The following is a 23772-nucleotide window of genomic DNA, read 5'->3' on the forward strand; positions in this document are numbered from 1 at the left end:
GCTAGCGGGACGCCTCACAGATGAAGGCCGACGCCGATCGTCCGATCCGCACGATCACGACGCTCAGAGCACGCGAGCCCTTGAGCTTGAGCCGTGGACGCAGCACTGCCGGGTCCACGTCGACTCCTCGCACCAGGATTTCGGCCACACCGCAGTCCCGCTTGGACAGTGTCTGTTTGAGCAGTTTCTCGGAGTACTTGATCTGCTCGAGGATCCGGAATCCGCGAACTCCCTCAGGGACGCTGTCACCGGTCAGATAAGCGATGCGTGGATCGAGCTGCCAGAGGCCGTGTCTGGCCGCGTAGTGGCGCACGAGGCCCGCGCGCACTACCGCTCCGTCCGGGTCGATGATCCACTCCCCCGGCGCTTGCTCCGGAATCACGTCGTCCTCGGCGTCGGTGATCGCCCACCCGCTCCCGTCGGAGCGAAGCACCGAAGCTCGACGCGTGACGCCGGACTCGGCCAGTCCCGTCGACCACAGGCAGGCTTCCTTGACGCCGCCGTCGAGTGAGACGACCTCGACTTCCCCGTCCCAGCCCAGATTGTCGAAATCGAGTCCCGGAGCGCACTTCACCGCGAGATCACGGCCGGAGTACGCCTCGATGAGGTCCGGCAACGGTGGCATCAACGCTGCCGGATCGTGAGTGCGGCGACCGCCCGATCGCCGTGCGGGGTCTGCCAGTACGACGGTGTCGCGTGTCGTCGGGCGGAGCGCGTCGGCCCGCAGCAACGCTGCGCTCGGCACATTGCGCTGTGCCATCGCCAGGCGAACGGAATCGATGTCGCTGCCGATCACGCGATGCGCAACTCCGGTCAAGGCATGCAGTTCGGCGCCGATGGAGCACGTCACGTCGTGGACGTCGCGCCCGATCAGACGCTGCGCGCGGTGGGCCGCGACAACGCCGGGAGTGGCTTGTTGCATCGCGTCGTCCGTGAACAACCATTGCTCACTGCCCGGCAGTTTGGCGGCGGCTCTACGTCGAAGCAGGACGGTGTCCACGAGCGCAGGCATGTGATCACGGAAACGCGTACGCGCCCGGCCGATGTCGGCCAGACGCGTACGCGTGGACAGTTCGAGCTGATCCACCTCGGCCAAGGCAGCTACGCCGGAATCACTTCCGAGATAGTCGACGTCGCCGAGGGTGAAGTCATAACCCAATTCAGTTGCCGGGCTTCACGCCGGTGATCATGACGTTGTAGAAGAATCCGCGAGGAACGACGTGGCGGAGCACCTTCTCGTCGACCCAGCTGAGTGTCTTCCAACCACCGAAAGCGAAACGCCCCCAGCCCCAACCGAGCTTCTCCGGCGGAACAGCCGCTTCGAAGGTACGGACAGGCCAGCCGAGAAGCGCCGCGGCGAATTCCTCGGTGGCAGCGTGGACCTGATCGGCGCCCGCAGACTTCGCCATGTTCTCGAGGTCGGTGGGGTCGAACGTGTGGATGTCGACGACAGCTTCGAGAGCTGCTGCACGAGAAGACTCGTCGAGTTCCTCTTGCGGACGACGCCAGTCTGCGAGGAACGGCAGCTTGGTCACGCGTGTGGTTGCTTCCCACGTCGCGCGGCCGAGCCAGCGGGCGTAGAAGTTGCCGACAGTGGTGGGCTCACCGGCGAAGACGAAACGTCCGCCGGGCTTGAGGACACGAAGGACCTCACGCAGCGACTTCTCGACGTCCGGAATGTGGTGCAGCACGGCGTGGCCGACCACCAGGTCGAAGGTGTTGTCCTCGTACGGAATGGTCTCGGCATCGGCAACACGGCCGTCGACCGGAAGGTCGAGGCTTTCGGCATTGCGCAGTGCGACCTTGACCATGCCGGGCGAGAGGTCGGTGACCGAACCGGTCTTGGCGACTCCACCCTGCATCAGGTTCAGGAGGAAGAATCCGGTGCCACAACCGAGTTCGAGCGCGCGCTCGTACGGGAGCGGCTGATCGCCCGCGACGGCGTCGAAACGACCACGTGCGTAGTCGATGCAGCGCTCGTCGTACGAGATGGACCACTTGTCGTCGTAGGTTTCGGCTTCCCAGTCGTGGTAGAGCACCTGGGCGAGCTTGGTGTCCTTACGAGCGGCCTCGACCTCTTCGGCCGTGGCGTGCGGCCGCGGCGCGGGGTCGACTACCGAGGTGTCGGTAGCGGCGGGCGGCGTGACGGTTGCGTCGTCATTCGGGCTGGCTGTCATGGCGGCTATCCTACTCGCTGGTAAGAGATGAACAAGTTCTAGTTTAGGGGAGCCTACTCGCCCGTGAACTCGGCCTTGCCCGGACCGTTGGCGATGAACGACTCCATGCCGATCGCCTGATCCTTGGTCGCGAACAATCCGGCGAACAGATGCTGCTCGATCTTGAGCCCGGATTCCAGGTCGGTGTTCAGACCCTCGTCGATGGCTGCCTTGGCAGCAGCCAACGCACGTGACGCTCCCCCGACGAACTGCGAGGCCCATGTCCGGGCCGCGGTGTACACGTCGTCGGGAGCGACGACCTCGTCGACCAAACCTATGGCCAATGCCTCGTCAGCCCCGACGAAACGGCCGGTGAAGACCAGATCCTTGGCCTTGGCCGGACCGATCAGACGAGCCAGACGCTGCGTTCCGCCGCCACCGGGAATGATTCCGAGCAGAATCTCCGGAACTCCGAGCTTGGCGTTGTCTCCGACGATCCGGCGATCGGCCGAGAGTGCAACTTCGAGTCCACCGCCGAGTGCGTATCCGGTGATCGCGGCAACGGTCGGCTTCGGGATGGACGCCACGGCGCCGAGTCCGGCCTGCATGCCGCCGATCGCGTCACGGATCTGGCCGTAGTCCATCTCGGCCATTTCCTTGACGTCGGCACCTGCTGCGAAGACTTTCTCGCCGCCGTAGACGATGACGGCCTTGACTGCCTTGTCGACGGTCGCAGCGTGTGCGGCAGCAGCCAACTCGTCCTGAACCTGACGGTTCAGAGCGTTCATGGGCGGACGCGCCAGACGGATGGTGCCGATGCCTTCGGAAACCTCGAGAGTCACAAATTCAGCCATGGTCGAGAGGTTACTTTGCCGCCTTGACCGACCACGGATGCGGCCCGGCGACGTAGTAACCGTCCTGGTTCGGGAACTCGACGCGCAGCGTTTCCTCGTCGGTGATCAACGTAGGCAGGATGACGGGAATCTCCGGCTCGGCTGCGAGTATCTCCGCCACCGAACTGAACTTGGCCAATTCGGTCAGCTGACTCCACGTCGGCGGCAACAGGATGCTGCCACCCTCCCGCCAATGCGCCAGCGCGTCTTGCGGGCTCTGCCAACGAACCTCGGCGGCCTCGGAGGTGACGCCGTCCGCGATCTGTCCGGTCGGTGACGCTGCGACGAAGAAGCGCGTGTCGTAGCGGCGGGTCTCGCCCACCGGCGTGATCCAGTTCGCCCACGGCCGCAGCAGATCCGTTCGCAGGACCAGGTTCTCCTTCTTCAGGAAATCGCTGAACGACAGCTCGTGCTTTTCGAGAGCTACTCGGTCCTGTGCGTAGCCGGCCGTGTCCGCGACGACGGTGTCCGCGGTCGGTCCGGCGAGTAGGACGCCGCACTCCTCGAAAGTTTCCCGCACCGCAGCCAAGACGAGAGCCTTCGCCCGAGCCACATCCGTGCTGAACCGCTCGGCCCACCATTCGACCGACGGTCCGGCCCACTCGACCTCGGCCGTCGCATCGGACTTGTCGACGCCGCCGCCGGGGAATACCGTCATGCCCCCGGCAAACGCCATCCCCTGTACTCGTTGAAGAAGGAAGATCTCGATCCCGGATTCGGCATCGCGCACCAAGATGACGGTCGACGCATCCTTGGGCTCGGGGACAGCGTTTGCATTCTCGTTAGCCATGCTTCGCGAACCTACGCGATCTGTGATCTGGGCCGCATTTCAGGTCCCACTGAAGCTCACGCGCGATGAGCTCCGGACGGCCTCGCACGGCGCGCGAAGTATCGGCCGTCCGCCTTGTCGAGGCTGATGGACTGGCTGAATGCCGCGCTCAGATTTTCGGCGGTGATGACGTCGTCCAGAAGGCCCTGAGAGACGACCTCCCCTTCCTTGAGAAGGAGTGCGTGGGTGAATCCCGGCGGGATTTCCTCGACGTGATGGGTGATCAGAACGGTAGCCGGGGCGTCCGGATCGGCAGCCAGTTCGGCGAGTCTAGCCACAAGTTCCTCACGTCCACCGAGATCGAGCCCGGCGGCGGGCTCGTCCAGGAGAAGAAGTTCGGGATCGGTCATCAAGGCTCGCGCGATGAGGACGCGCTTGCGCTCGCCTTCGGAAAGCGTCCCGTACGTCCGATCCGCCAGGTGCTCGGCGCCGAGGCTTTCGAGCATCTCCACAGCGCGCGAGGTGTCCATGGATTCGTACTCCTCGCGCCACCGACCGAGAACGGCATAGCCCGCCGACACGACGAGGTCGCTGACCTTCTCGTCGCCGGGCACGCGGTTCGCCAACGACGACGAGGACAAACCGATTCGCGGGCGCAACTCGTTGACGTCGACCTTGCCGAGAACTTCGCCAAGGAGGTGGGCAGAACCACTGGTCGGGAAAGTCTCACCGGCCGCGATACGCAGCAGCGAGGTCTTGCCGGCACCGTTGGGCCCGAGCACCACCCATCGCTCGTCCAGCTCCACTTTCCAGGTGACGGGCCCCACGAGAGTGGACCCTCCCCGACGAATGAGTACGTTGTCGAAATCGATGAGCAGATCTGGATCAGGTAGCGGCACCCGAACATCTTCCCGCACATTCTCCGGCCGTTCACGGCAGGATCATCTTGCGTGTCGCCTCTCATCGAAACTCACACCCCGACGCCCGGGTCTCCGTTCCCACTCGGCGCCCACATCGTGGACTCCGGAACCCAGTTCGCGGTCCACGCCCCAGCTGCGTCGAGCGTCCAGATCTGCCTGATCGACCAGGACGGAAACGAAGATCGCGTCGAACTTCGGCAACACACGTACGGAATCTGGCACGGAATCATCTCCGGGATCGGTGCGGGGCAGCGTTACGGAATTCGGGCGTCCGGCCCGTGGAATCCGCGCGCCGGGCTGAGACTTAATCCACACAAGCTGCTCGTCGATCCGTGGGCGCGCCGCATCGAGGGGGATCTCGGTGATCACCGTGCCCTCCTGTCGTACGCCGACGATCCCTTCGGCGACCCGTCGACGGTCGACTCGCTCGGCCACGTGCCGCTGTCCGTGGTGACTCCCGGCCTCGCGCCCGCCGGAGCCCGCCTCGAGACGCCGTGGGAGGAAAGCGTCATCTACGAACTGCATGTGGGCGCGTACACCGCCAGTCATCCAGGAGTACCCGCCGCCCACCGCGGAACGTACCTCGGCCTGACGGCACCGGCCGTGATCGATCACCTCGTCTCACTCGGCGTCACTGCCGTGGAACTGCTTCCCGTACAGGCATTTCTGACCGAACACAGCGTCCGCGAGCGAGGGATGCGCAACCACTGGGGATACTCGACGGCGTCGTACTTCGCCCCGCATCCCGGATACGCGGCAACTCCGGGCGGCGAAGTCACCGAGTTCCGGATCATGGTCGACGCACTACACGCGGCAGGCATCGAGGTCGTCCTCGACGTCGTCTACAACCACACCTGCGAGCAAAGTGTCGACGGAATCAGTGTCAGCTGGCGAGGTTTGGACGGCCCCGGCTATTACCTTCTCGACGGCGACGGCCGCGACATCGACCTGACCGGGTGCGGCAACACGGTCGACGCCTGCTCCCCCATCGCCGTCCGCATGATCACCGACAGCCTCCGTTACTGGGCCACCGAAATGGGTGTCGACGGCTTCCGATTCGATCTCGCGAGCGCGTTGGGTAGGCCGCGCGGCGGCGGCTTCGACCAGCGGGCGTCCATCCTGTCCGCCATCTCCTCCGATCCGGTACTGACCCGGTGCAAGCTCATCGCCGAACCGTGGGATGCCACTGCCGACGGTTACCAGGTCGGAAACTTCGGACTCCAATGGTCGGAATGGAACGACAAGTACCGCAGCACCATTCGCCAGTTCTGGAACGGCGGCTCCAGCGTCCGGAAGGTCGCGTCGCGCCTCGCCGGTTCCGAGGACATCTTTGCCGGCAGCGGCCGTCGCCCCTGGGCGTCGATCAACTTCGTCACAGCGCACGACGGGTTCACCGCCGCCGATCTGGTCGCGTACAACCACAAGCACAACGAAGCCAACGGTGAAGACAATCGTGACGGCGCCGATCACAACGATTCGTTCAACCACGGAATCGAAGGCCCGAGCACCGATCCCGAGATTCAGGACGCCAGAGCACGTCATGTACGGGCGCTACTGGCCACGCTCGTGCTGTCGACAGGCACACCGATGCTCACCGCCGGAGACGAGTTCGGCCACAGTCTCGGCGGAAACAACAACGCGTATTGTGTTCCCACACTTGCCTCCCCAGCCGATTCGTGGGCCCTGGACTGGACGGCGGCCGATCAGTCGTTGGTGCAGTTCGTCTCCCGAGCGTTCGGATTACGCCGAACGGCACCGGCGTTGCGTCAGCCCGAATTCTTCGAAGGCAGAAGAAGACTGGAGCACCCGGACCTCGTCTGGTTCGACGCTGCCGGCGTCGAATTCGACGACACCGCATGGTACGACGAGAGTCACCGAACGCTGCAGGCCTGGATCGACGGAGCCGACGTTCGGTCTCACACTCGAACCGGGCGCCCACTCGGTGACGACAGTTGGCTCCTGATCCTGCATTCCGGTGGACCGGTTCAGGTCACCGTCGGCACTCCGGAATGGTTCGACGGCACCTTGACTGCATCGTTCGATTCGGCTTCACCCACCGGAGAACCTGCCTCCACGGCCGAAGTTCCCGTCGGCACCGAGATTTCGCTGACCGGCCCCACGGTCTTGGCCTTACGTTCCGTGACACGTCCTCCGGTCACCGCTGCTGTCATGGAATCCGGCAGCACCTTGATGAGGAATTGAATGGTCGGTCCGATCCCGAAGGCGTACAACACTGTTCCGACGCCGACGGTTCCACCGAGGAGCCATCCGGTCGTGAGGACCGCGATCTCGATGCTGGTACGCACGAGCCTGACCGACAGACCTGTGCGAGCGACCAGTCCGGTCATCAATCCGTCGCGGGGGCCCGGCCCCATGCCCGCGCCGATGTAGAGAACGCTGGCCAGTCCGTTGAGGAGGATTCCCGCGACCATGATCATGGCTCGAACTGGCATGGAATCAAAGACCGGCAAGAAGGCCAGTGAGGTATCCACCGAGATGGCAATTACAACGACATTGGCGACCGTTCCGAATCCCGGCCGCTGACGGATCGGAATCCAGAGCAGCAGTACCACCGCACCGGTAATCGCAGTGATCACGCCGAAACTGAGCGAAACATGCTCGGCCACGCCCTGATGGAACACATCCCAGGGATCCAGACCAAGACCGGCTGTGATCATCATGGCCATCGAGAAGCCGTACAAACACAGACCAACGAACAGCGAGGCGAATCTCCGTATCAACACCCGACCATCTTGAAGGCCACTGGACTGTTCATCCATAGCCAAGTTGCCGATACTGGACTGGTCGGTTGCGTCTCTACGGAACCGCGATGACTGTCATGGAGCCTGGTGCCACTTCCGTGAAACCAGCGTCACGAACCGCGACGGCCTCCGACTTCTTCAGCCGAACTACTGCTTCGGCCCACTGTTCCGGGCTCGCGTCGCGCACCGAGCAGCGAAAGTCGTTCTGCGCCCAGGCCCAGCACTGTTTCTCGGACATGGCCGCCGCCAACAACATCGAGGCATGCCCGACCTGTGCCGACGCCTTGCCAACCGTCATCTCGAGCGCCGAGTCGATCCACAGCACCGGAAGACCAGGCTCCGGCGGGCCAGGCTCGTCGTGCTCGAGATCGGTCCCACCGATCTGCAACTTCTTGATTCGCGGGTCCAGTTCTCCGACCGGCCCGGGAACCAGAGCCCGCGCCTGCGCGCCATCCACATCGACGGTGATTCCCGGTACCTCCTGCGCGGCGAGCCACTGCGCTCCTCGCGCTCGACGAGACACCTTCCGAATCCGGGCACCCACCCACGCCGAATAGTCCTCGTGCCAGGGGCCGGGTTCCCCGTCTTCGGTGAACCCGACGCGTTCGTCCAGACACAGCGCCACAGCCGCCGTTGCCGCAGCCTCGAGCAGTGCGGTGCGCTTGGGCGGGTCTGCCTTCGGAATGTGCAGAACGATCGGCATCGCCAACACCAGCGCCGGATCCGCGGGATCGTCTCGCCCTCCGTACCCAGCAGCCAGCACCGCGTGGCGCTCGCGCCAGCGCGAATCGGGGCCGGACATCACAGCTGGATCGGAACTGAATGCTGGATCGGAACTCATGGAATCGGTACGCGTCGCACGCCACCGTCGACGGCGTCCGCAGCCTCGACCTCGTCGCGGGTCACACCGAGAATGAACAGCACAGCGTCGAGGAAGGGATGCGACAACGCAGCATCTGCGACCTCCCGCAACGCAGGCTTGGCGTTGAACGCCACGCCCAGGCCCGCGGCGTTGAGCATGTCGATGTCGTTGGCACCGTCACCGACGGCGACGGTCTGTTCCATCGGCACACCGACCTGATCGGCGAACTTGCGCAGCGCAACGGCCTTCGCGGCGCGGTCGACGATTTCACCGATCACACGTCCGGTCAGCTTGCCGTCGACGATTTCGAGGGTGTTGGCGTGCACGAAGTCCAGTTCGAGTTCGTGTGCGAGGCCTTCGATGACCTGCCGGAAGCCACCCGACACCACGCCGCAGTGGAATCCGAGACGGCGCAGGGTGCGAATCGTGGTTCGCGCACCCGGCGTCAGTTCGATGCTCTCTGCCACCTCGTCGATGACGGAGGCGTCGAGACCGGCGAGTGTCGCCACACGCTGGTGCAGTGATTCGGTGAAGTCGATCTCGCCGCGCATCGCAGCTTCGGTGACGGCGCGGACCTCGTCCTCGACGCCGGCCTTCGCGGCGAGCATCTCGATGACCTCGCCCTGGACGAGCGTCGAGTCCACGTCGAACACGATCAGACGCTTGGCCCGGCGAGCGAGACCTGCGCGCTCGACCGCGATGTCGACGTTTTCGAGAGCGGCGACCTCGGCGAGTCCGGTGCGCAGCTTCGCGTCGCCGTCGGCCGTATCGGCCGCGCTGACGCTGAGTTCGAGGCCGGTGACCGGATAGTCGGCGACACCACGGATGGAATCGATGTTTGCGCCCTGCTTCGCGAGTTCGCGTGCAACCGATCGCATTGCGCGAGCATTGACCGGGCTACCGAGAACAACGACCGCGTGGGTGGACACCGCGGGCCGTCCGGGATCGGCACCGATTTCGATGTCGACGTTCATTCCGACCGTCGCCATCGCCTGTTCGAGTTCTTCCTGAAGCGCTTCGGGATCGTTCGGGCAGGCAACCATGACACCGAGTGTCAGTCGACCTCGAATCACCACCTGCTCCACGTCGAGTAGACGCACATCGTGCCGCGACAGCGCCGCGAACAGTACCGAGGTGACGCCAGGGCGGTCCGGCCCGGTCACAGTCACCAGAACAGTGGTGTCAGAGGCACCCACCGAAAACTCCGATCGTTTCTTCGTTCGCGTCTTGATCGTCACTATTGTGCCAAGCGAAAGGCCCCACCCGTTACTCGGGCGGGGCCTTCGCTGATTACTTCAGTGTGTTACTTCACTCAGGAGCGGCTGTCGGTTCCGGGGTCGCCTTCGTCCCCGACCGTGAGCGGCTCGTGACGAGCATCTTCGAGCACGGTGCTGGCGTTCTTCCCGCCGTGGCCGGGGCCGACGTGCGCTTCCGCGCGCATCCGCTCCACCATGTGCGGGTAGTGCAGCTCGAACGCCGGACGCTCGCTACGGATGCGCGGCAACTCGGTGAAGTTGTGACGCGGCGGCGGGCAGGTGGTTGCCCACTCCAGCGAGTTTCCGTAACCCCACGGATCGTCGACGGTGACCACCTCGCCGTAGCGGTAGCTCTTGAAGACGTTCCAGATGAACGGAAGCGTCGAGGCACCGAGTACGAAGGCAAAGATCGTGGACACCGAGTTCAGAACCGTGAACCCGTCCGAGGGTAGGTAGTCGGCGTAACGACGCGGCATACCTTCGGCACCGAGCCAGTGCTGGACGAGGAACGTGCCGTGGAAGCCGACGAACGTGGTCCAGAAGTGCCACTTGCCGAGACGCTCGTCCATCATGCGGCCGGTCATCTTCGGGAACCAGAAGTAGATACCGGCGTACGTGGCGAACACGACCGTACCGAAGACCACGTAGTGGAAGTGGGCGACGACGAAGTAGCTGTCCGTGACGTGGAAGTCGAGCGGCGGGCTCGCGAGGATGACACCCGACAGACCACCGAAGAGGAAGGTGATCAGGAAGCCGATCGAGAACAGCATCGGTGATTCGAAGGTCAATTGCCCCTTCCACATCGTTCCGATCCAGTTGAAGATCTTCACGCCTGTCGGCACGGCGATCAGGAACGTCATGAACGAGAAGTACGGCAGGAGAACAGCGCCGGTTGCGTACATGTGGTGGGCCCACACTGCGATCGACAGAGCGGCGATGGCCAACGTTGCGTACACCAGGCCGCTGTAGCCGAAGATCGGCTTACGGCTGAAGACCGGGAAGATCTCCGAGACGATGCCGAAGAACGGCAGCGCGATGATGTACACCTCGGGGTGACCGAAGAACCAGAACAGGTGCTGCCACAGGAGCACACCGCCCGTTGCCGGGTCGAAGATGTGCCCACCGAGATGGCGGTCGACGAACAAGCCCATGAATGCAGCGGTCAGCAGCGGGAACGCCAGCAGGATCAGGATGCTGGTGATGAAGATGTTCCAGGTGAAGATCGGCATGCGGAACATGGTCATACCGGGTGCGCGCAGGCAGATCACGGTGGTGACCATGTTGACGCCACCGAGGATGGTGCCGAGGCCGGCGACGGCCAGACCCAAGACCCACAGGTCGGCGCCGACGCCGGGGCTGTGCAGCGCGCTGGTCAGCGGCGTGTATGCCGTCCAACCGAAGTCTGCTGCGCCACCGGGCGTGACGAATCCGGCTGTCGTGATGATCGCACCGAACAGGTACAGCCAGTAGCTGAACGCGTTCAGGCGCGGGAACGCGACGTCGGGTGCACCGATCTGGAGCGGAAGAATGTAGTTCGCGAAGCCGAAGACGATCGGGGTCGCGTACAGCAGCAGCATGATCGTGCCGTGCATGGTGAACAGCTGGTTGAACTGTTCGTTGGAAAGGAACTGCATGCCGGGTACAGCAAGTTCGGCACGCATCATCAGTGCCATGAGGCCACCGATGAGGAAGAAGGCGATGGAAGTCGCCAAGTACATGATTCCGAGCACCTTGGGATCGGTGGTCGTGATCATCTTGAAAATGAATGAGCCCTTGGGTCCCTGCCGCGGCGGGTAAGGCCTGGCCGGCGCTATCGTGGGGACTGGCTGGGGCGCTACGGCAGTCACTGATCCTCCTGAATGTGCCTTTGGTCGCTCCGCAGACTCCGTCAAAGAGCCCTTGGTTGCGCCCGCAGGGTCCGTCGCCCGGGCTGCGGACAACGGCTTCTGGCTTGCGCTCATCGAATCGTAGACCGTGACTCCGAGGCACCGCGACCCGGTCCTACTCTGCGTCGTACTCGAGCATCCGTTTTTCACGGCACCGAACGAACGACCTGCGGTTTATGTTCCCCCGGGAGTCCGAACCCACTTCCGAATCGGCGTGTCGTGCGCGTCGAAGAATTCGGTCGGTGTCCGTTTTCGGCCAACCCCTCCACTGATAAGGTCACCCTCGCCTAACTCATCTCAGGAGCCAATCAGTGAAATTCTTTCCCCGCCGGGCCGCGCTGGTAGCGGTCGCAGCGTCGATCGCCTTGGTCGTTCCAGCGTGCTCGAGTAACGACGAGCCCGCTGCAAACACCAACTCGACCGAGTCGGGCGCATTTCCCCGTACCGTCGAGCACTTCCGCGGAAGCACCGAAATCCCGGCCGCACCCCAGCGGATCGTCGCGCTCGACAACAGCTTCACCGACGCCGTCCTTCTCCTCGAATCCCCGCTCGTCGGCTACGTCGACTACCGCGAGCCCGGTCTGCCCGACTACCTCGGATCCTCCCGAGAGGAATTCGCCCCGGACGCAGTCTCGGTCGGGACGGTCAGCAGTGCAAGCCTCGAGAAGATCGCCGCACTGCAGCCGGACCTCATCATCTCCGCCGAGGTCCGCGACGGGAAGAACTACGAGCAGCTCTCCGCAATCGCGCCCACCGTCTTCACCCAGACAACCGGTCCGACGTGGAAGGACAACATCCGTGTAGTCGGTCAAGCGCTGGGCAAGGAATCGCTGGCCGAGGCGAAAATCTCCGAATACGAAACTCGCGCGGCTGCCGTCGGCAAGGAAATCAACGAGAAGGCGAACAACCCGGTCATCTCGGTAGTCCGGTTCGCCGGTGAACCGACCGCACGCCTCTACCGCACTACCTCGTTCAGCGGCATCGTTCTTCAGGATGCCGGGCTGAAGCGCCCGGACAACCAGGGACCTGACCCCGCCGATGCCGGCAACATCATGATGAAGATCAGCCCCGAGCTGATCAACGAAGCCGACGCGGACGTCATCTTCATCAGCACCTGGCAGGACGCCGAGGGCAAGAGCGCCGAAGCTGCGAAGCCATTCCTCGAGAGCCCGCTGTGGCAGACCCTTAGGGGGCGCAAGGTGGACGTGGACGATTCACGGTGGATGTCGCCGGTCAGCATCCAGGGCGCGCACATGATCCTCGACGACCTCTCGGACACGTTCGAGGTGGACAAGCAGAACAGCTGAGTCGAACAGCTAACCTGAACGGCGCCCGCTCACACAGGAAGCCGTCGACTTGTCTGTTCTCTCACGCACGTCTGTTCTCTCACGCACGACCGCCCGCACGTCCGTTCGTCGTGTCTCGATCCTGGGGATCGCCGCCACGATGCTCGTCCTCGGTGGTTGCTCGTCCGACTCGTCGGACGATCCCGCGAGCACCATCGTCCGGACCACTACGTCGATCGCCGGTGCCGGCGTGATGGGCATCGAACGCGACACCGCCACCGCGTGCCCGACGCCGACGCAAGCCGACCCGGGAGCGGGCCCCGGGGTGAAGCGTCGAGTCGTACACACTGCGGGTGAAACCGAGGTTCCTTCCGATCCCCAACGGATCGTGGTCCTCGACAGCGTCTCGATGGACGCCGTGTGCGCCCTCGGCCTGTGGGAGCGGGTAGTGGGCGCCGCGACCGGTGTCGACTCACCTCAACCGTCGTACCTGGGTTTCGGCATCTCGGAGATTCCGAGTGTCGGCCCCGTGAGCGCACCTGACGTCAACGCCGTGAAGGCCGCCGCGCCGGACTTGATCCTCGGGTCCAGTCCGGCGTCCGACGGCTTGTACGGGCAACTCGACGCCATCGCCCCCACCGTGTTCGCGGGCTCGGATCCTGTGTACTGGAAAGCGCAGTTCGCCCTCGCCGGCCAGGCACTGGGCCGTTCGTCCGCGGCTGCGACGGAGCTCGACCGCTACCAGCAGGACGTCGTGCAGCTCGGCGACGCATTGAATGCATCGCAGACGCAGGCATCAGTGGTTCGGTTCGGTTCGAAGGACCTGCAGATCGAGGGCCCTGCATCCTTCGCCGGACAGATCCTCAGCGACGTCGGCGTCCGGCGCCCACCGGCGCAGCGATTGACCGATGCGACCACGGCACCGATTCCGGCCGACGATCTCAGCGCCGCCGAAGGGGACTTGATCTACGTCCTCTTCGACGGGCCGAACGGCCGTACCTACGGCACCGAGATCATGAAGAGCGACCAGTGGCAGGACCTCGCCGCTGCCACAGACCGACGTGTGTTCGTAGCGGAAGACGACATCTGGAACGGAAACGGGATGACTGCTGCCCGTGCCGTATTGGCGGACTTGAAGGGAACCTTGAACGGATATGCGAGCTGACCGGAACGAACCACAACTCCGACATTCGAAGCGGTTCGCCCCAGCTGTGAAGTTCGGGTTCTGACATGCCGATCCCCGAATTCATTGTTGCACTGCGCGAGAAGGTCGGTCATGCGCCGCTCTGGCTGTCCGGAGTGAGCGTCGTGATCCGCGACGACGACGGTCGGGTCCTGCTCACCCGCCGCGCCGACAACGGTCAGTGGGCCGTCGTGTCCGGCGTTCTCGAGCCTGGGGAGGAACCGTCGGCGGCGGCGGTGCGCGAGGCGAAGGAAGAAACCGGCGTCGACGCCGAATTGGTTCGGATCACGAGTATCGATGTCACAGAACCCATTACGTACCCCAATGGTGACGTGACTCAGTACCTCGACGTCTGCTTCCTGGCCAGGTGGACCGACGGAGATGCACACGTGGCGGACGACGAAAACCTCGAGGTCGCGTGGTTCGCGCCGAGCGAACTGCCTTCGGACATGACGGAAACCTCGCGTCTGCGCCTCGCAAAAGCGTTGCAGGACAAGCCGGAAGCGTGGTTTCAGCGCTAGCCCGCTCTCAATACACGGCCGAAGCCCGATTCCCGCGTGTGCAGGAGTCGGGCTTCGGCGTGTAGGTCGCTCTAGAAGTCCCAGTCGTCGTCTTCGGTGTTGACGGCTTTGCCGATGACGTAGGAGCTACCCGAGCCGGAGAAGAAGTCGTGATTCTCGTCCGCATTCGGTGAAAGTGCCGACAGGATAGCCGGATTGACGTCCGTCTCGTCCTTCGGGAAGAGGCCTTCGTAGCCGAGATTGTTGAGCGCCTTGTTGGCGTTGTAGCGCAGGAACTTCTTGACATCCTCGGTCAGACCGACGCCGTCGTAGAGGTCCTGGGTGTAGTCGACCTCGTTCTCGTAGAGCTCGAAGAGCAACTCGAACGTGTAGTTCTTGAGCTCTTCACGCTCGGCCTCGGTGAGCTGTTCGAGGCCCTTCTGGTACTTGTAGCCGATGTAGTACCCGTGCACAGCCTCGTCGCGGATGATGAGGCGGATGAGGTCTGCGGTGTTGGTGAGCTTGGCTCGCGAGGACCAGTACATCGGCAGGTAGAAGCCGGAGTAGAAGAGGAAGCTCTCGAGGAGCGTCGATGCGACCTTGCGCTTGAGCGGCGACTCGCCGTTGTAGTAGTCGAGAACGATCTGCGCCTTGCGCTGCAGGTTGGGGTTCTCCTCCGACCAGCGGAACGCGTCGTCGATGTCGGGGGTGGAGCACAGCGTCGAGAAGATCGAGCTGTAACTCTTCGCGTGCACCGATTCCATGAAGGCGATGTTGGTGTACACCGCTTCTTCGTGGGGAGTGATCGCGTCCGGGATGAGGCTGACGGCGCCGACCGTTCCCTGGATGGTGTCGAGCAGCGTCAGGCCCGTGAAGACGCGCATGGTGAGCTGCTGCTCCTGCGCGGTCAGCGTTCCCCAGGACGGGATGTCGTTGGAGACCGGCACCTTTTCGGGCAGCCAGAAGTTGCTGACGAGGCGATCCCATACCTCGGCGTCCTTCTCGTCCTGGACGCGATTCCAGTTGATGGCGGAAACGCGACTGACCAGCTTGACCATAATTCCTACCTAGCGAGAGAGATACTGCCGAATGTTGGCTTGCCTGAACACTACCCGTTGTGTCGGGTCCGCGATGCCAACACAACAACATGTGTCGCACGCGCCCCTCCACGAGTACAAAAAATGTGATATCAATTAAATATCACTTACCGATGGAAAGCGAGTCTCGCATGACCAGCACACCCACCGTGGCCGAGAAACCGACCGGTGTCGCCACCACAACGATCGCCGAACGCCCAGGCTGGGACCTGTCCGGCAGCTGGATGCTCCTCGGCGGCGTCCTTCTCTTCCTGGCCGGAATCGCGCTGTCCGTCGTTGGCGGAGTTCTGGGACTCTTCGCCCTGATTCCGGTCGGAGTGGTGCTGTTCATCGCGTCACTCCCCCTCCTGATGGGCCTGACCTTGGTGCAACCTAATCAAGCCCGAGTTCTGCAACTTCTCGGAAGCTCGTACAGCGGCACCTTGCGCACGCCGGGACTGCGATGGACAAACCCGCTGACGGTCCGTCGATCGATCTCGACGCGCATCCGAAACCATGAGACCGGTCAGGCGAAAGTGAACGACGCCGACGGCAATCCCATCGAGATCTCGGCGGTGGTCGTCTGGCAGGTGGCCGACACAGCGCTCGCCTCGTTCCAGGTGGACGATTACGAGGAGTTCGTCTCCGTACAGACCGAGGCGGCCGTCCGCCATATCGCCGGTAGCTACCCGTACGACGCCGAAGGCCGAGTCTCGTTGCGCGAGAACGCCGACATCATCACCACCACCTTGTCGGAGGAGGTTCACGCCCGCGTGCGTGCGGCGGGTGTCGAAGTTATCGAGACACGCATCAACAGGCTCTCGTATGCACCGGAGATCGCCAGCGCGATGCTTCGGCGCCAGCAAGCGGGTGCTGTGATAGCCGCCCGCAAGCAAATCGTCGAAGGTGCGGTGTCCATGGTCGACATGGCACTCAAGCAGCTCGAGGAAAAGCACGTCGTCGAACTCGACGAGGAACGCAAGGCGACGATGATCAGCAACCTTCTGGTCGTGCTGTGCGGCGACCGCGACGCACAACCGGTGCTCAACACCGGTTCGCTCTACCAGTAAAGGAAAGGCCACATGGCCACGGATCCAGCTCCGCGATCCGAGCGTAAGAAGATCCTGCTTCGGTTGGACCCAGCGGTACACGACGCGCTTGCCCGCTGGGCCGCCGACGATCTCCGAAGTACCAACGCCCAGATCGAGTTTCTCCTTCGGCGCGCACTCACCGAACACGGTCGTATGCCGAAGAATGCCGGCAAGATGCACGGTCCCGGCCGCCCGCCGGCCTGATACCCCTGTGCGCCTTTTCGGTAGTAACCACAACCGAAAAGGCGCACGGGGGCGGAGCCCTTTACAGCATGCAGGAAACGCAGCCCTCGACCTCGGTGCCTTCGAGTGCCATCTGACGCAGACGGATGTAGTACAGCGTCTTGATGCCCTTACGCCACGCGTAGATCTGCGCCTTGTTGATGTCGCGAGTGGTTGCGGTGTCCTTGAAGAACAGCGTCAGCGACAGGCCCTGGTCGACGTGTTGCGTTGCGGCAGCATAGGTGTCGACGATCTTCTCGTACCCGATTTCGTAGGCATCCTGGTAGTACTCCAGGTTGTCGTTGGTCAGGTAGGGCGCCGGGTAGTAGACGCGGCCGATCTTGCCTTCCTTGCGGATCTCGATCTTCGACGCCACCGGGTGGATGGAGCTGGTGGAGTAGTTGATGTACGAGATCGAGCCGGTCGGCGGGACGGCCTGAAGGTTCTGGTTGTAGATACCGTGCTTCTGAACCGAAGCCTTCAGCTCACGCCAGTCGTCCTGAGTGGGGATGTGCAGCTTCGCATCGGCGAAGAGTCCGCGAACCTTGTCGGTTGCCGGCTCCCAAGCCTGATCGGTGTACTTGTCGAAGAATTCACCCGAGGCGTACTTCGACTCCAGGAAACCCTTGAAGTACGAGCCGCGCTCGATGGCGATCTTGTTCGACGCACGCAGTGCGTGGAACAGCACGGTGTAGAAGTAGATGTTCGTGAAGTCGATGCCTTCTTCGCTGCCGTAGAAGATCCGCTCACGAGCGAGGTATCCGTGCAGGTTCATCTGACCGAGGCCGATGGCGTGAGAGTCGTTGTTGCCCTGCTCGATCGACGGCACCGAGTAGATGTGCGTCTGGTCGGACACTGCCGTCAATCCGCGGATCGACACTTCGATGGTCTTGGCGAAGTCGGGCGAGTCCATGGTCTTCGCGATGTTCAGCGAACCCAGGTTGCAGGAGATGTCCTTGCCGACCTTCGAGTAGGACAGGTCGTCGTTGAACAGTGAAGGCGTCGAAACCTGCAGAATCTCCGAGCACAGGTTCGAGTGCGTGATCTTGCCCTCGATCGGGTTTGCCCGGTTCACCGTGTCCTCGAACATGATGTAGGGGTAGCCCGATTCGAACTGCAATTCGGCGACGGTCTGGAAGAACTCGCGAGCTTTGATCTTGGACTTGCGAATTCGCTTGTCGTCGACCATCTCGTAGTACTTCTCGGAGACGTTGATGTCGGAGAACGGAACTCCGTAGATGCGCTCGACGTCGTACGGCGAGAACAGGTACATGTCCTCGTTCTTCTTCGCCAGTTCGAACGTGATGTCCGGGATCACGACGCCGAGTGAGAGCGTCTTGATACGGATTTTCTCGTCGGCGTTCTCACGCTTGGTGTCGAGGAACCGGTAGATGTCGGGGTGGTGCGCATGCAGGTACACAGCACCGGCGCCCTGACGCGCACCCAACTGGTTGGCGTAGGAGAACGAGTCCTCGAGAAGCTTCATGATCGGGATGACACCCGAACTCTGGTTCTCGATCTTCTTGATCGGGGCGCCGTGCTCACGAACGTTGGTGAGCAGCAAGGCAACTCCGCCACCGCGCTTGGACAACTGCAGTGCCGAGTTGATGGAGCGACCGATGGACTCCATGTTGTCTTCGATACGAAGCAGGAAGCAGGACACGGGCTCACCGCGCTGCTTCTTGCCCGAGTTCAGGAACGTCGGGGTGGCGGGCTGGAAGCGTCCGGCGATGATCTCGTCGACGAGTTCGACGGCCAGGTCTTCGTTGCCTGCGGCCAGGGTGAGCGCAACCATGCAGACACGATCTTCGAAACGCTCGAGGTAGCGCTTACCGTCGAAGGTCTTGAGCGTGTAGGAGGTGTAGTACTTGAATGCACCCAGGAACGTCGGGAAGCGGAACTTCTTGGCGTACGCGTGATCGATCAGGAACTTCACGAAAGTACGTGAGTACTGATCGAGAACCTCGGGCTCGTAATAGTTTTCCTCGACGAGGTAGTCCAGCTTCTCGTCGAGGTTGTGGAAGAACACGGTGTTCTGGTTGACGTGCTGCAAGAAGTACTGACGGGCTGCAGCGACATCCATCTCGAACTGGATCTCACCGTTGGCGCCGTACAGGTTGAGCATGGCGTTGAGTGCGTGGTAGTCGAGACCGTTGGTGGAATCGCCGCCGCGCGCATCACGCTCTACGCTTCCTGCCGCGATCGTGTCAGTGATGGTTGGCGCCACTGCCCGTGCTCCTTCTCTGTTTCGAGATGATTCCAGAACTCCCCCAAGCCTTCTCGTACCCGGTCGACGTCCTCGGCAGTGCCCATGAGTTCGAACCGGTACAGAAAAGGAACGTGGCATTTCTGGGAAATGATGTTTCCTGCATAGCAAAAGGACTCACCGAAATTGGTGTTTCCCGCCGCGATCACTGCTCTGATCAACGACCTGTTGTGTGGATTGTTCAAAAAACGAATGACCGGCTTCGGTACATAACTGGTGTCGCGCCCTGTCACGGTGACCCCGCCACCATAGGTGGGCAGAATCAGCACATAGGGCTCGTCTACACGAAATGAGCCGTCACGGTCATGGATAGGTATACGTGTCGCAGGCAGGCCGAGACGTTGAACGAATCGGTGGGTGTTCTCCGACACGCTGGAAAAATAGACCAGCGAAGTCATCGGTTGTCACCATTTTCTTGTACGGTGCCCGGAACTACTCAGATGTGTCGGCGGAGGTGTCCACCGCCGACACTGCGGCGCTTCAAGCAGCGACGGTCAGGGTCTTGATGCGATCGGGACGGAAGCCCGACCAGTGATCTTCACCGGCAACCACGATGGGTGCCTGGAGGTACCCGAGAGCCATGACGTAGTCGCGGGCTTCGGCATCCTCGGTGATGTCGATGACGTTGTATTCGAGACCGGCCTTGTCCAGGGCGCGGTAGGTGGCATTGCACTGAACGCAAGCGGGCTTGGTGTAGACGGTGATGCTCATGAGAGTCCCTCTTTCGCTTAGCCAACAAAGGCCGATGTAGTGATGTTCAGCACCGATACGACCGATTGCCGGAGTCTCGCTCGAGGCGTTCCGCGTTGTGGTCTCTCAGTGCTCAAGACACTACACCTAGTGGCCGACAGAAACACATAACGCGAGATGTTGTGAGTCACATCGTTGGAATTCCCAGGTCGCCCCAGTTCAGCGCCTTCATTTCCCGGCGCGTCGGCGTGTCGCGCGTCACAGTTTCTTTTTGTGCTCGCCAGCCTCTCGGAGCCGCGCCACGGACCTACCATGAGCGTCGTGGAAACACCCCCGAAGGACGAGGCTCCACGCCACGAGGCAACCGTGACGAGAACACAGCAGGTGACACCGTTGATGCGCAGAATCACCTTCGGTGGGGAGGGCCTGAGCGACTTCGAGACGAGCGGGAGCCCCGACGAACGGGTGCTCGTCAGATTCCCCCTCGATCCCCCTCACGCCCGTAGTTACACGGTCCGGCGCTGGCAGCCGTCGAAGAACGAACTGGAGATCGACTTCGTTCTCCACGGCCACGGCGGCGCGGCACTCTGGGCCGCGACTGCGCAACCGGGCGAGACCGTTCACCTCTCGACGGCGAGCGGGTGGTTCACGCCGCCGGCAGGTTGCGACTGGCTGCTGATGGTCGCCGATCACGCCGCTCTGCCCGCGATCGGGCGAATTCTCGAAGAAGCACCCGACGGTCTACCGATCCACGTCATCGCGCAGGTACCCGCGCCGAGTGAACAGCAGACGTTCACGACGCGCGCCGACGCTCACTACCGATGGATCGAGGAATCGGACTCGCTGCTCGCCGAATTGGCCAGCGCTGCCCTGCCCCCCGGCGAGGGCTACATCTGGTGTGCAGTCGAGGCCGCGGCCGCCAGACGCATCCGCACTCACCTGCGTCGAACATGGGAAATCCCGGCAACCCGCATGCACGTGATGGGTTACTGGCGGGAGGACAAGGAGAACTGGGAGCGTCGGTACGCCGCCGTCGCCGACCGTATCGATGCTGCGATGGGCGAAGCGATGATGGCCGGCAAGGATTTCGAGTCGGTTCGCGACGCCGTCGACGACGCGATGGAACGCGAAGGGCTTTAGCGCATATGGGCGTGACTCGCATACGAGTGAGGGCCATACCTTCCGGCATGGCCCTCACTCGTGAAACGGATTACGCGTTGACGAGCTGCTTGCCGGCGTCGACGAGGTCGGAGACGACCTTGGAGACCTGAGCGAGCACCTCTGCGTTCTCACGCGGGTGCAGCTCACCGAACAGTGCGCCGGTTCCACCGATGCTCAGTGCGGTGTCCTCGACGACCTTGCCGCCGGCGATGCGGACTGCCTTGGTGGTGTCTTCGTGTGCCCACTTGGCGCCGTTGCCACTGGGCGAAGCGCTGATGACTGCGACAGCCTTGTCCTTGACTGCACCGACACCGTACGGACGCGAGATCCAGTCGATGGCGTTCTTCAGAACTGCGGGGATGGTGCCGTTGTATTCGGGGGTGACGAGCAGGAACGCGTCAGCGTCGCTCGCAGCGGCGCGCAGTGCGTCGACAGCGGGAATGGAAGCACCCTCGACGTCGATGTCTTCGTTGTAGAAGGGGACGTCGGCGAGGCCTTCGAAGACCGTCAGCGTTGCACCCTCGGGCGCGGCGGACACAGCCGTCTCGGCAAGCTGGCGGTTGACGGATCCGGCGCGCAGGCTGCCGACGAGAACGAGAACATTGGTCTGTGACATAGCGAGTTTCCTTCGAGAGTGGTGCGGTTGGTGGCTCCGGTTGAAAGTTATATCAACTAAACGGACCGCGGTCCACTTACATTCCCCGGCCCTGTAACCTGATCCCGTGAGCGCAATCCCCCTCCCCCAGATCGGCGCCGCGCCGGTCGAGCGCGGTGACGCAGCACGTAACCGCGTACTTCTGCTCGACGCCGCAGCCCTCCTCGTTGCCGAGCGAGGTGTCGACGCGGTGACGATGGATGCTGTCGCGTGCCGGGCCGGTGTGGGCAAGGGCACAGTTTTTCGGCGCTTCGGCAATCGATCGGGACTGATGCAGGCATTGCTCGATCACACCGAGCGAGAACTGCAGCAGGCATTCATGTTCGGCCCCCCACCGTTGGGTCCGGGCGCGCCGCCGATCGAGCGCCTCATCGCGTTCGGCCGAGCCCGGATTGCCATGGTGGAAGTACAGGGCGAAGTCCTCCGAGCAGCGGAAAACGCTCCTGAATACCGCTTCGGCGGTCCGGCCCGGGCGCTCGGCATCGCTCACGTCATCGGGCTTCTTCGAGGAGCCGGCGTCGAGGGCGACCTCGATCTGCTCGCTTCAGCACTGTTGGCACCACTCGAAGCGTCGCTCGTCCTTCATCAGGTGCGCGATCTCGGGATGACCACCGAGCGTCTGGCCGCCGGCTGGGAAGACCTTGCCCGGCGCGTTACTCGATGTTGACTCCCCCGATCCGTCCCACCACTTAATGTGAGCCCATGCGCATCGCAGCTGCCGTCATCGGCCTCCTGACCATCGCCGCGGTAAGCGGTTGCTCCGCTTCGTCCGACTCCCCCGAGGACAAGACGGATCCCTCCGGTCGTGTGTTCATCTCGACCTCCGTGGATGGAACACAAATTCCCGGCGGCGGCCCGCTGACTCTCGACTTCAGCCAGGCCGGTCGAGTGTCCGCGAGCGCCGGATGCAACACGGCAAACGGTTCGGTCGAGTTCACCGACGGCAAGCTGACCACCGGCACCATGGCGTCGACCATGATGGGCTGCCCTCCCGGCATCGCCGAATCCGACTCCTGGACAACAACATTGCTGACCGCCGCGCCGGCGTGGAGCCTCGACGGCGACACCCTCGTCCTGACATCGAAGGACGCCACAGTCACCCTGCAGGACAAGAAAATCGTCACGCCGGATCGACCGCTGCAGGGCACGACGTGGACTGTCACGTCCCTCATCAGTCCCGATGCGATCAGTACGAGCCTGGCTCTGGAGACGTCAGCTCCCGAACTGACGATTGCCGCAGACGGTTCGGTCAGCGGGAGCACCGGATGCAATCGCATGACCGGAAGCGCCCAGACGTCCGACACCACAGTCACGTTCACGCCGATGGCAACCACGCGTATGGCTTGCCCCGAGGAGAACATGGACATCGAGCGCCAGATCCTGGCGGTGCTCGACGGCGAAGTAAGCTACACCGTCGACGCCGACACGCTGACCCTGCGCAAGCCCGACGACACCGGATTGATACTGACTGCGCAGGCTTGACCAGACGCTGCAGGCTCGATCAGACGTTGTCAAGCAGCCAGCGCCCCAACTCGCGGGCGCTGGCATCGATCATCGCGGGCCAGTCCAAGGCCGAGTCGTCCGCGTGATCGCTGACGTGTTTGACGAGTCGGCAGGTAGCACCCGCAGCCTGCGCGGCGAATGCGATGGCAAACCCCTCCATGTCGACCAGATCGGCTCGCTGTGCAAGGGCGTCCCGGGTTGCAGCGTCGGCGATGAATGCGTCGCCGGTCGCCAACACCGAGTCGTCACCGCCGGCGAGCACCAAACGGTCCGCGACGTCGTGCCCCAGCGCTCGGATCGCGGTGCTGCTGATGTCGTGATTGATGACGACGCCGGGAACATAGAGGCCGCCGTGTTGCGCGTGCAGCGCACCGGCTGTCCCGATGTTGACGACCAGCGGCAGATCATCCCGCTCGTACCGCGCGAGAGCAGAGGCGACTGCTGTTGCAGCACTGACCTTTCCAATCCCCGTGACCAGCAGTTCGCATCCTTGCGGCACGTATGCCGCTTCCGACTTCGTCGCACTGACCACCAGAACGTTGTTCGCACTCATGTGCGCGACCGTACCGCCCCGGATACGGTGGCACTGCACGCGCCTGCTCACATCGCTAGAGTCCATTCATGGCCACACTGCG

General features: G+C 63.1%; 23 protein-coding genes and 1 pseudogene. 9 read left to right on the forward strand and 15 right to left on the reverse strand.

Annotated features, from left to right (window positions below):
* Position 1: 1 nt before the first annotated feature.
* Genes M1L53_RS29170 through M1L53_RS29190 form a run of 5 tightly spaced genes read right to left on the reverse strand, consistent with a single transcriptional unit; the run spans position 2 to position 4717 of the window.
* Positions 2 to 1159, reverse strand: a complete 1158-nt coding sequence (locus M1L53_RS29170; protein ID WP_054187775.1) for a THUMP-like domain-containing protein — start codon at positions 1157 to 1159, stop codon at positions 2 to 4.
* Position 1160: 1 nt separating this feature from the next.
* Entirely contained in the window at positions 1161 to 2177 is a 1017-nt protein-coding gene (locus tag M1L53_RS29175) for a class I SAM-dependent methyltransferase (RefSeq protein WP_054187776.1), read from the reverse strand.
* Between the two features lie 53 nt (positions 2178 to 2230).
* Positions 2231 to 3010, reverse strand: a complete 780-nt coding sequence (locus M1L53_RS29180) for an enoyl-CoA hydratase/isomerase family protein (protein WP_003944701.1) — start codon at positions 3008 to 3010, stop codon at positions 2231 to 2233.
* 10 nt (positions 3011 to 3020) lie between these two features.
* The gene (locus tag M1L53_RS29185; RefSeq protein WP_003944751.1) at positions 3021 to 3839 is read right to left on the reverse strand and encodes an NUDIX domain-containing protein; all 819 of its coding nucleotides are present in this window, start codon (positions 3837 to 3839) and stop codon (positions 3021 to 3023) included.
* 56 nt (positions 3840 to 3895) lie between these two features.
* The gene (locus tag M1L53_RS29190) at positions 3896 to 4717 is read right to left on the reverse strand and encodes an ABC transporter ATP-binding protein (RefSeq protein WP_003944728.1); all 822 of its coding nucleotides are present in this window, start codon (positions 4715 to 4717) and stop codon (positions 3896 to 3898) included.
* 51 nt (positions 4718 to 4768) lie between these two features.
* On the opposite strand from M1L53_RS29190, the pseudogene glgX reads away from it, so the two are divergent.
* Positions 4769 to 6811 (forward strand): annotated as a pseudogene (gene glgX, locus M1L53_RS29195) (glycogen debranching protein GlgX); the annotation flags it as partial.
* Here glgX and M1L53_RS29200 read toward each other — a convergent pair.
* From M1L53_RS29200 to ctaD, 4 genes are all read right to left on the reverse strand, one after another.
* A complete protein-coding gene (locus M1L53_RS29200; protein ID WP_311053611.1) occupies positions 6724 to 7518 on the reverse strand; it encodes a membrane protein in 795 nt (264 codons plus the stop codon). The pseudogene glgX and the gene M1L53_RS29200 overlap by 88 nt on opposite strands.
* Positions 7519 to 7555: 37 nt before the next feature.
* Positions 7556 to 8341 (reverse strand): peptidyl-tRNA hydrolase, encoded by a 786-nt coding sequence (locus M1L53_RS29205; protein WP_063836273.1) that lies wholly within the window; start codon positions 8339 to 8341, stop codon positions 7556 to 7558.
* On the reverse strand, positions 8338 to 9558 hold the full coding sequence (gene serB, locus M1L53_RS29210) for a phosphoserine phosphatase SerB (RefSeq protein WP_003944761.1): 1221 nt from the start codon (positions 9556 to 9558) through the stop codon (positions 8338 to 8340). Before serB ends, M1L53_RS29205 begins: the two co-directional genes overlap by 4 nt.
* A 116-nt stretch (positions 9559 to 9674) precedes the next feature.
* The gene (gene ctaD / locus M1L53_RS29215; protein ID WP_020907234.1) at positions 9675 to 11465 is read right to left on the reverse strand and encodes a cytochrome c oxidase subunit I; all 1791 of its coding nucleotides are present in this window, start codon (positions 11463 to 11465) and stop codon (positions 9675 to 9677) included.
* Between the two features lie 350 nt (positions 11466 to 11815).
* Between ctaD and M1L53_RS29220 the strand changes: the two genes are divergently transcribed.
* The 3 genes from M1L53_RS29220 to M1L53_RS29230 all read left to right on the forward strand — a co-directional run bounded on the left by M1L53_RS29220 (position 11816) and on the right by M1L53_RS29230 (position 14494).
* A complete protein-coding gene (locus tag M1L53_RS29220; RefSeq protein WP_054187778.1) occupies positions 11816 to 12811 on the forward strand; it encodes an ABC transporter substrate-binding protein in 996 nt (331 codons plus the stop codon).
* A gap of 49 nt (positions 12812 to 12860) precedes the next feature.
* Entirely contained in the window at positions 12861 to 13955 is a 1095-nt protein-coding gene (locus M1L53_RS29225) for an iron-siderophore ABC transporter substrate-binding protein (protein WP_054187779.1), read from the forward strand.
* A 65-nt stretch (positions 13956 to 14020) separates the two neighbouring features.
* Complete coding sequence (locus tag M1L53_RS29230; protein WP_054187780.1) at positions 14021 to 14494, forward strand: NUDIX domain-containing protein; 474 nt, start codon at positions 14021 to 14023, stop codon at positions 14492 to 14494.
* 71 nt (positions 14495 to 14565) lie between these two features.
* Here the strand turns inward: M1L53_RS29230 and nrdF are convergent, their stop codons facing one another.
* Positions 14566 to 15531, reverse strand: a complete 966-nt coding sequence (gene nrdF, locus M1L53_RS29235; RefSeq protein ID WP_003944744.1) for a class 1b ribonucleoside-diphosphate reductase subunit beta — start codon at positions 15529 to 15531, stop codon at positions 14566 to 14568.
* A 170-nt stretch (positions 15532 to 15701) separates the two neighbouring features.
* On the opposite strand from nrdF, the gene M1L53_RS29240 reads away from it, so the two are divergent.
* Together M1L53_RS29240 and M1L53_RS29245 are read left to right on the forward strand one after the other, a co-directional pair.
* Positions 15702 to 16619, forward strand: coding sequence for an SPFH domain-containing protein (locus M1L53_RS29240; protein ID WP_003944699.1), 918 nt, complete (start codon positions 15702 to 15704; stop codon positions 16617 to 16619).
* 12 nt (positions 16620 to 16631) lie between these two features.
* Positions 16632 to 16844 carry a hypothetical protein gene (locus tag M1L53_RS29245; protein WP_003944723.1) on the forward strand — a complete coding sequence of 71 codons (213 nt, stop codon included), beginning with the start codon at positions 16632 to 16634 and terminating at the stop codon, positions 16842 to 16844.
* 61 nt (positions 16845 to 16905) lie between these two features.
* On the opposite strand, the gene nrdE is transcribed toward M1L53_RS29245, so the two are convergent.
* From nrdE to nrdH, 3 genes are all read right to left on the reverse strand, one after another.
* Positions 16906 to 19089: a class 1b ribonucleoside-diphosphate reductase subunit alpha gene (nrdE, locus tag M1L53_RS29250; RefSeq protein ID WP_054187781.1), complete on the reverse strand. Its 2184-nt coding sequence runs from the start codon at positions 19087 to 19089 to the stop codon at positions 16906 to 16908.
* On the reverse strand, positions 19047 to 19526 hold the full coding sequence (gene nrdI / locus M1L53_RS29255; RefSeq protein WP_003944767.1) for a class Ib ribonucleoside-diphosphate reductase assembly flavoprotein NrdI: 480 nt from the start codon (positions 19524 to 19526) through the stop codon (positions 19047 to 19049). Before nrdI ends, nrdE begins: the two co-directional genes overlap by 43 nt.
* A gap of 82 nt (positions 19527 to 19608) precedes the next feature.
* Positions 19609 to 19839 (reverse strand): glutaredoxin-like protein NrdH, encoded by a 231-nt coding sequence (nrdH, locus tag M1L53_RS29260; protein WP_003944717.1) that lies wholly within the window; start codon positions 19837 to 19839, stop codon positions 19609 to 19611.
* A gap of 291 nt (positions 19840 to 20130) precedes the next feature.
* Here nrdH and M1L53_RS29265 point away from each other — a divergent pair, with 291 nt between their 5' ends.
* Positions 20131 to 20958 (forward strand): siderophore-interacting protein, encoded by an 828-nt coding sequence (locus tag M1L53_RS29265; protein ID WP_054187782.1) that lies wholly within the window; start codon positions 20131 to 20133, stop codon positions 20956 to 20958.
* Between the two features lie 70 nt (positions 20959 to 21028).
* Here M1L53_RS29265 and M1L53_RS29270 read toward each other — a convergent pair whose 3' ends face one another.
* Entirely contained in the window at positions 21029 to 21595 is a 567-nt protein-coding gene (locus tag M1L53_RS29270; RefSeq protein WP_003944689.1) for an NAD(P)H-dependent oxidoreductase, read from the reverse strand.
* A 106-nt stretch (positions 21596 to 21701) separates the two neighbouring features.
* Here M1L53_RS29270 and M1L53_RS29275 point away from each other — a divergent pair, with 106 nt between their 5' ends.
* Entirely contained in the window at positions 21702 to 22301 is a 600-nt protein-coding gene (locus tag M1L53_RS29275) for a TetR/AcrR family transcriptional regulator (RefSeq protein ID WP_003944690.1), read from the forward strand.
* A 35-nt stretch (positions 22302 to 22336) separates the two neighbouring features.
* A complete protein-coding gene (locus M1L53_RS29280) occupies positions 22337 to 23116 on the forward strand; it encodes an META domain-containing protein (protein WP_054187783.1) in 780 nt (259 codons plus the stop codon).
* Between the two features lie 19 nt (positions 23117 to 23135).
* On the opposite strand, the gene M1L53_RS29285 is transcribed toward M1L53_RS29280, so the two are convergent.
* Positions 23136 to 23690 carry a nucleosidase gene (locus tag M1L53_RS29285; protein WP_054187796.1) on the reverse strand — a complete coding sequence of 185 codons (555 nt, stop codon included), beginning with the start codon at positions 23688 to 23690 and terminating at the stop codon, positions 23136 to 23138.
* Between the last annotated feature and the right edge of the window lie 82 nt (positions 23691 to 23772).

Origin of the sequence: Rhodococcus sp. T9N, from assembly GCF_024436645.1 — a bacterium.
Taxonomy (GTDB): Bacteria; Actinomycetota; Actinomycetes; order Mycobacteriales; family Mycobacteriaceae; genus Rhodococcus_F; species Rhodococcus_F qingshengii.

Coding starts and splice junctions, on each gene's coding strand:
- M1L53_RS29175 (WP_054187776.1), bottom strand. CDS start 2,177: ATGACAGCCAGCCCGAATGACGACGCAACCGTCACGCCGCCCGCCGCT.
- M1L53_RS29180 (WP_003944701.1), bottom strand. CDS start 3,010: ATGGCTGAATTTGTGACTCTCGAGGTTTCCGAAGGCATCGGCACCATC.
- M1L53_RS29185 (WP_003944751.1), bottom strand. CDS start 3,839: ATGGCTAACGAGAATGCAAACGCTGTCCCCGAGCCCAAGGATGCGTCG.
- M1L53_RS29200 (WP_311053611.1), bottom strand. CDS start 7,518: ATGGATGAACAGTCCAGTGGCCTTCAAGATGGTCGGGTGTTGATACGG.
- M1L53_RS29205 (WP_063836273.1), bottom strand. CDS start 8,341: ATGAGTTCCGATCCAGCATTCAGTTCCGATCCAGCTGTGATGTCCGGC.
- M1L53_RS29230 (WP_054187780.1), top strand. CDS start 14,021: ATGCCGATCCCCGAATTCATTGTTGCACTGCGCGAGAAGGTCGGTCAT.
- nrdF (WP_003944744.1), bottom strand. CDS start 15,531: ATGGTCAAGCTGGTCAGTCGCGTTTCCGCCATCAACTGGAATCGCGTC.
- M1L53_RS29240 (WP_003944699.1), top strand. CDS start 15,702: ATGACCAGCACACCCACCGTGGCCGAGAAACCGACCGGTGTCGCCACC.
- M1L53_RS29245 (WP_003944723.1), top strand. CDS start 16,632: ATGGCCACGGATCCAGCTCCGCGATCCGAGCGTAAGAAGATCCTGCTT.
- nrdI (WP_003944767.1), bottom strand. CDS start 19,526: ATGACTTCGCTGGTCTATTTTTCCAGCGTGTCGGAGAACACCCACCGA.
- nrdH (WP_003944717.1), bottom strand. CDS start 19,839: ATGAGCATCACCGTCTACACCAAGCCCGCTTGCGTTCAGTGCAATGCC.
- M1L53_RS29265 (WP_054187782.1), top strand. CDS start 20,131: ATGAGCGTCGTGGAAACACCCCCGAAGGACGAGGCTCCACGCCACGAG.
- M1L53_RS29270 (WP_003944689.1), bottom strand. CDS start 21,595: ATGTCACAGACCAATGTTCTCGTTCTCGTCGGCAGCCTGCGCGCCGGA.
- M1L53_RS29280 (WP_054187783.1), top strand. CDS start 22,337: ATGCGCATCGCAGCTGCCGTCATCGGCCTCCTGACCATCGCCGCGGTA.
- M1L53_RS29285 (WP_054187796.1), bottom strand. CDS start 23,690: ATGAGTGCGAACAACGTTCTGGTGGTCAGTGCGACGAAGTCGGAAGCG.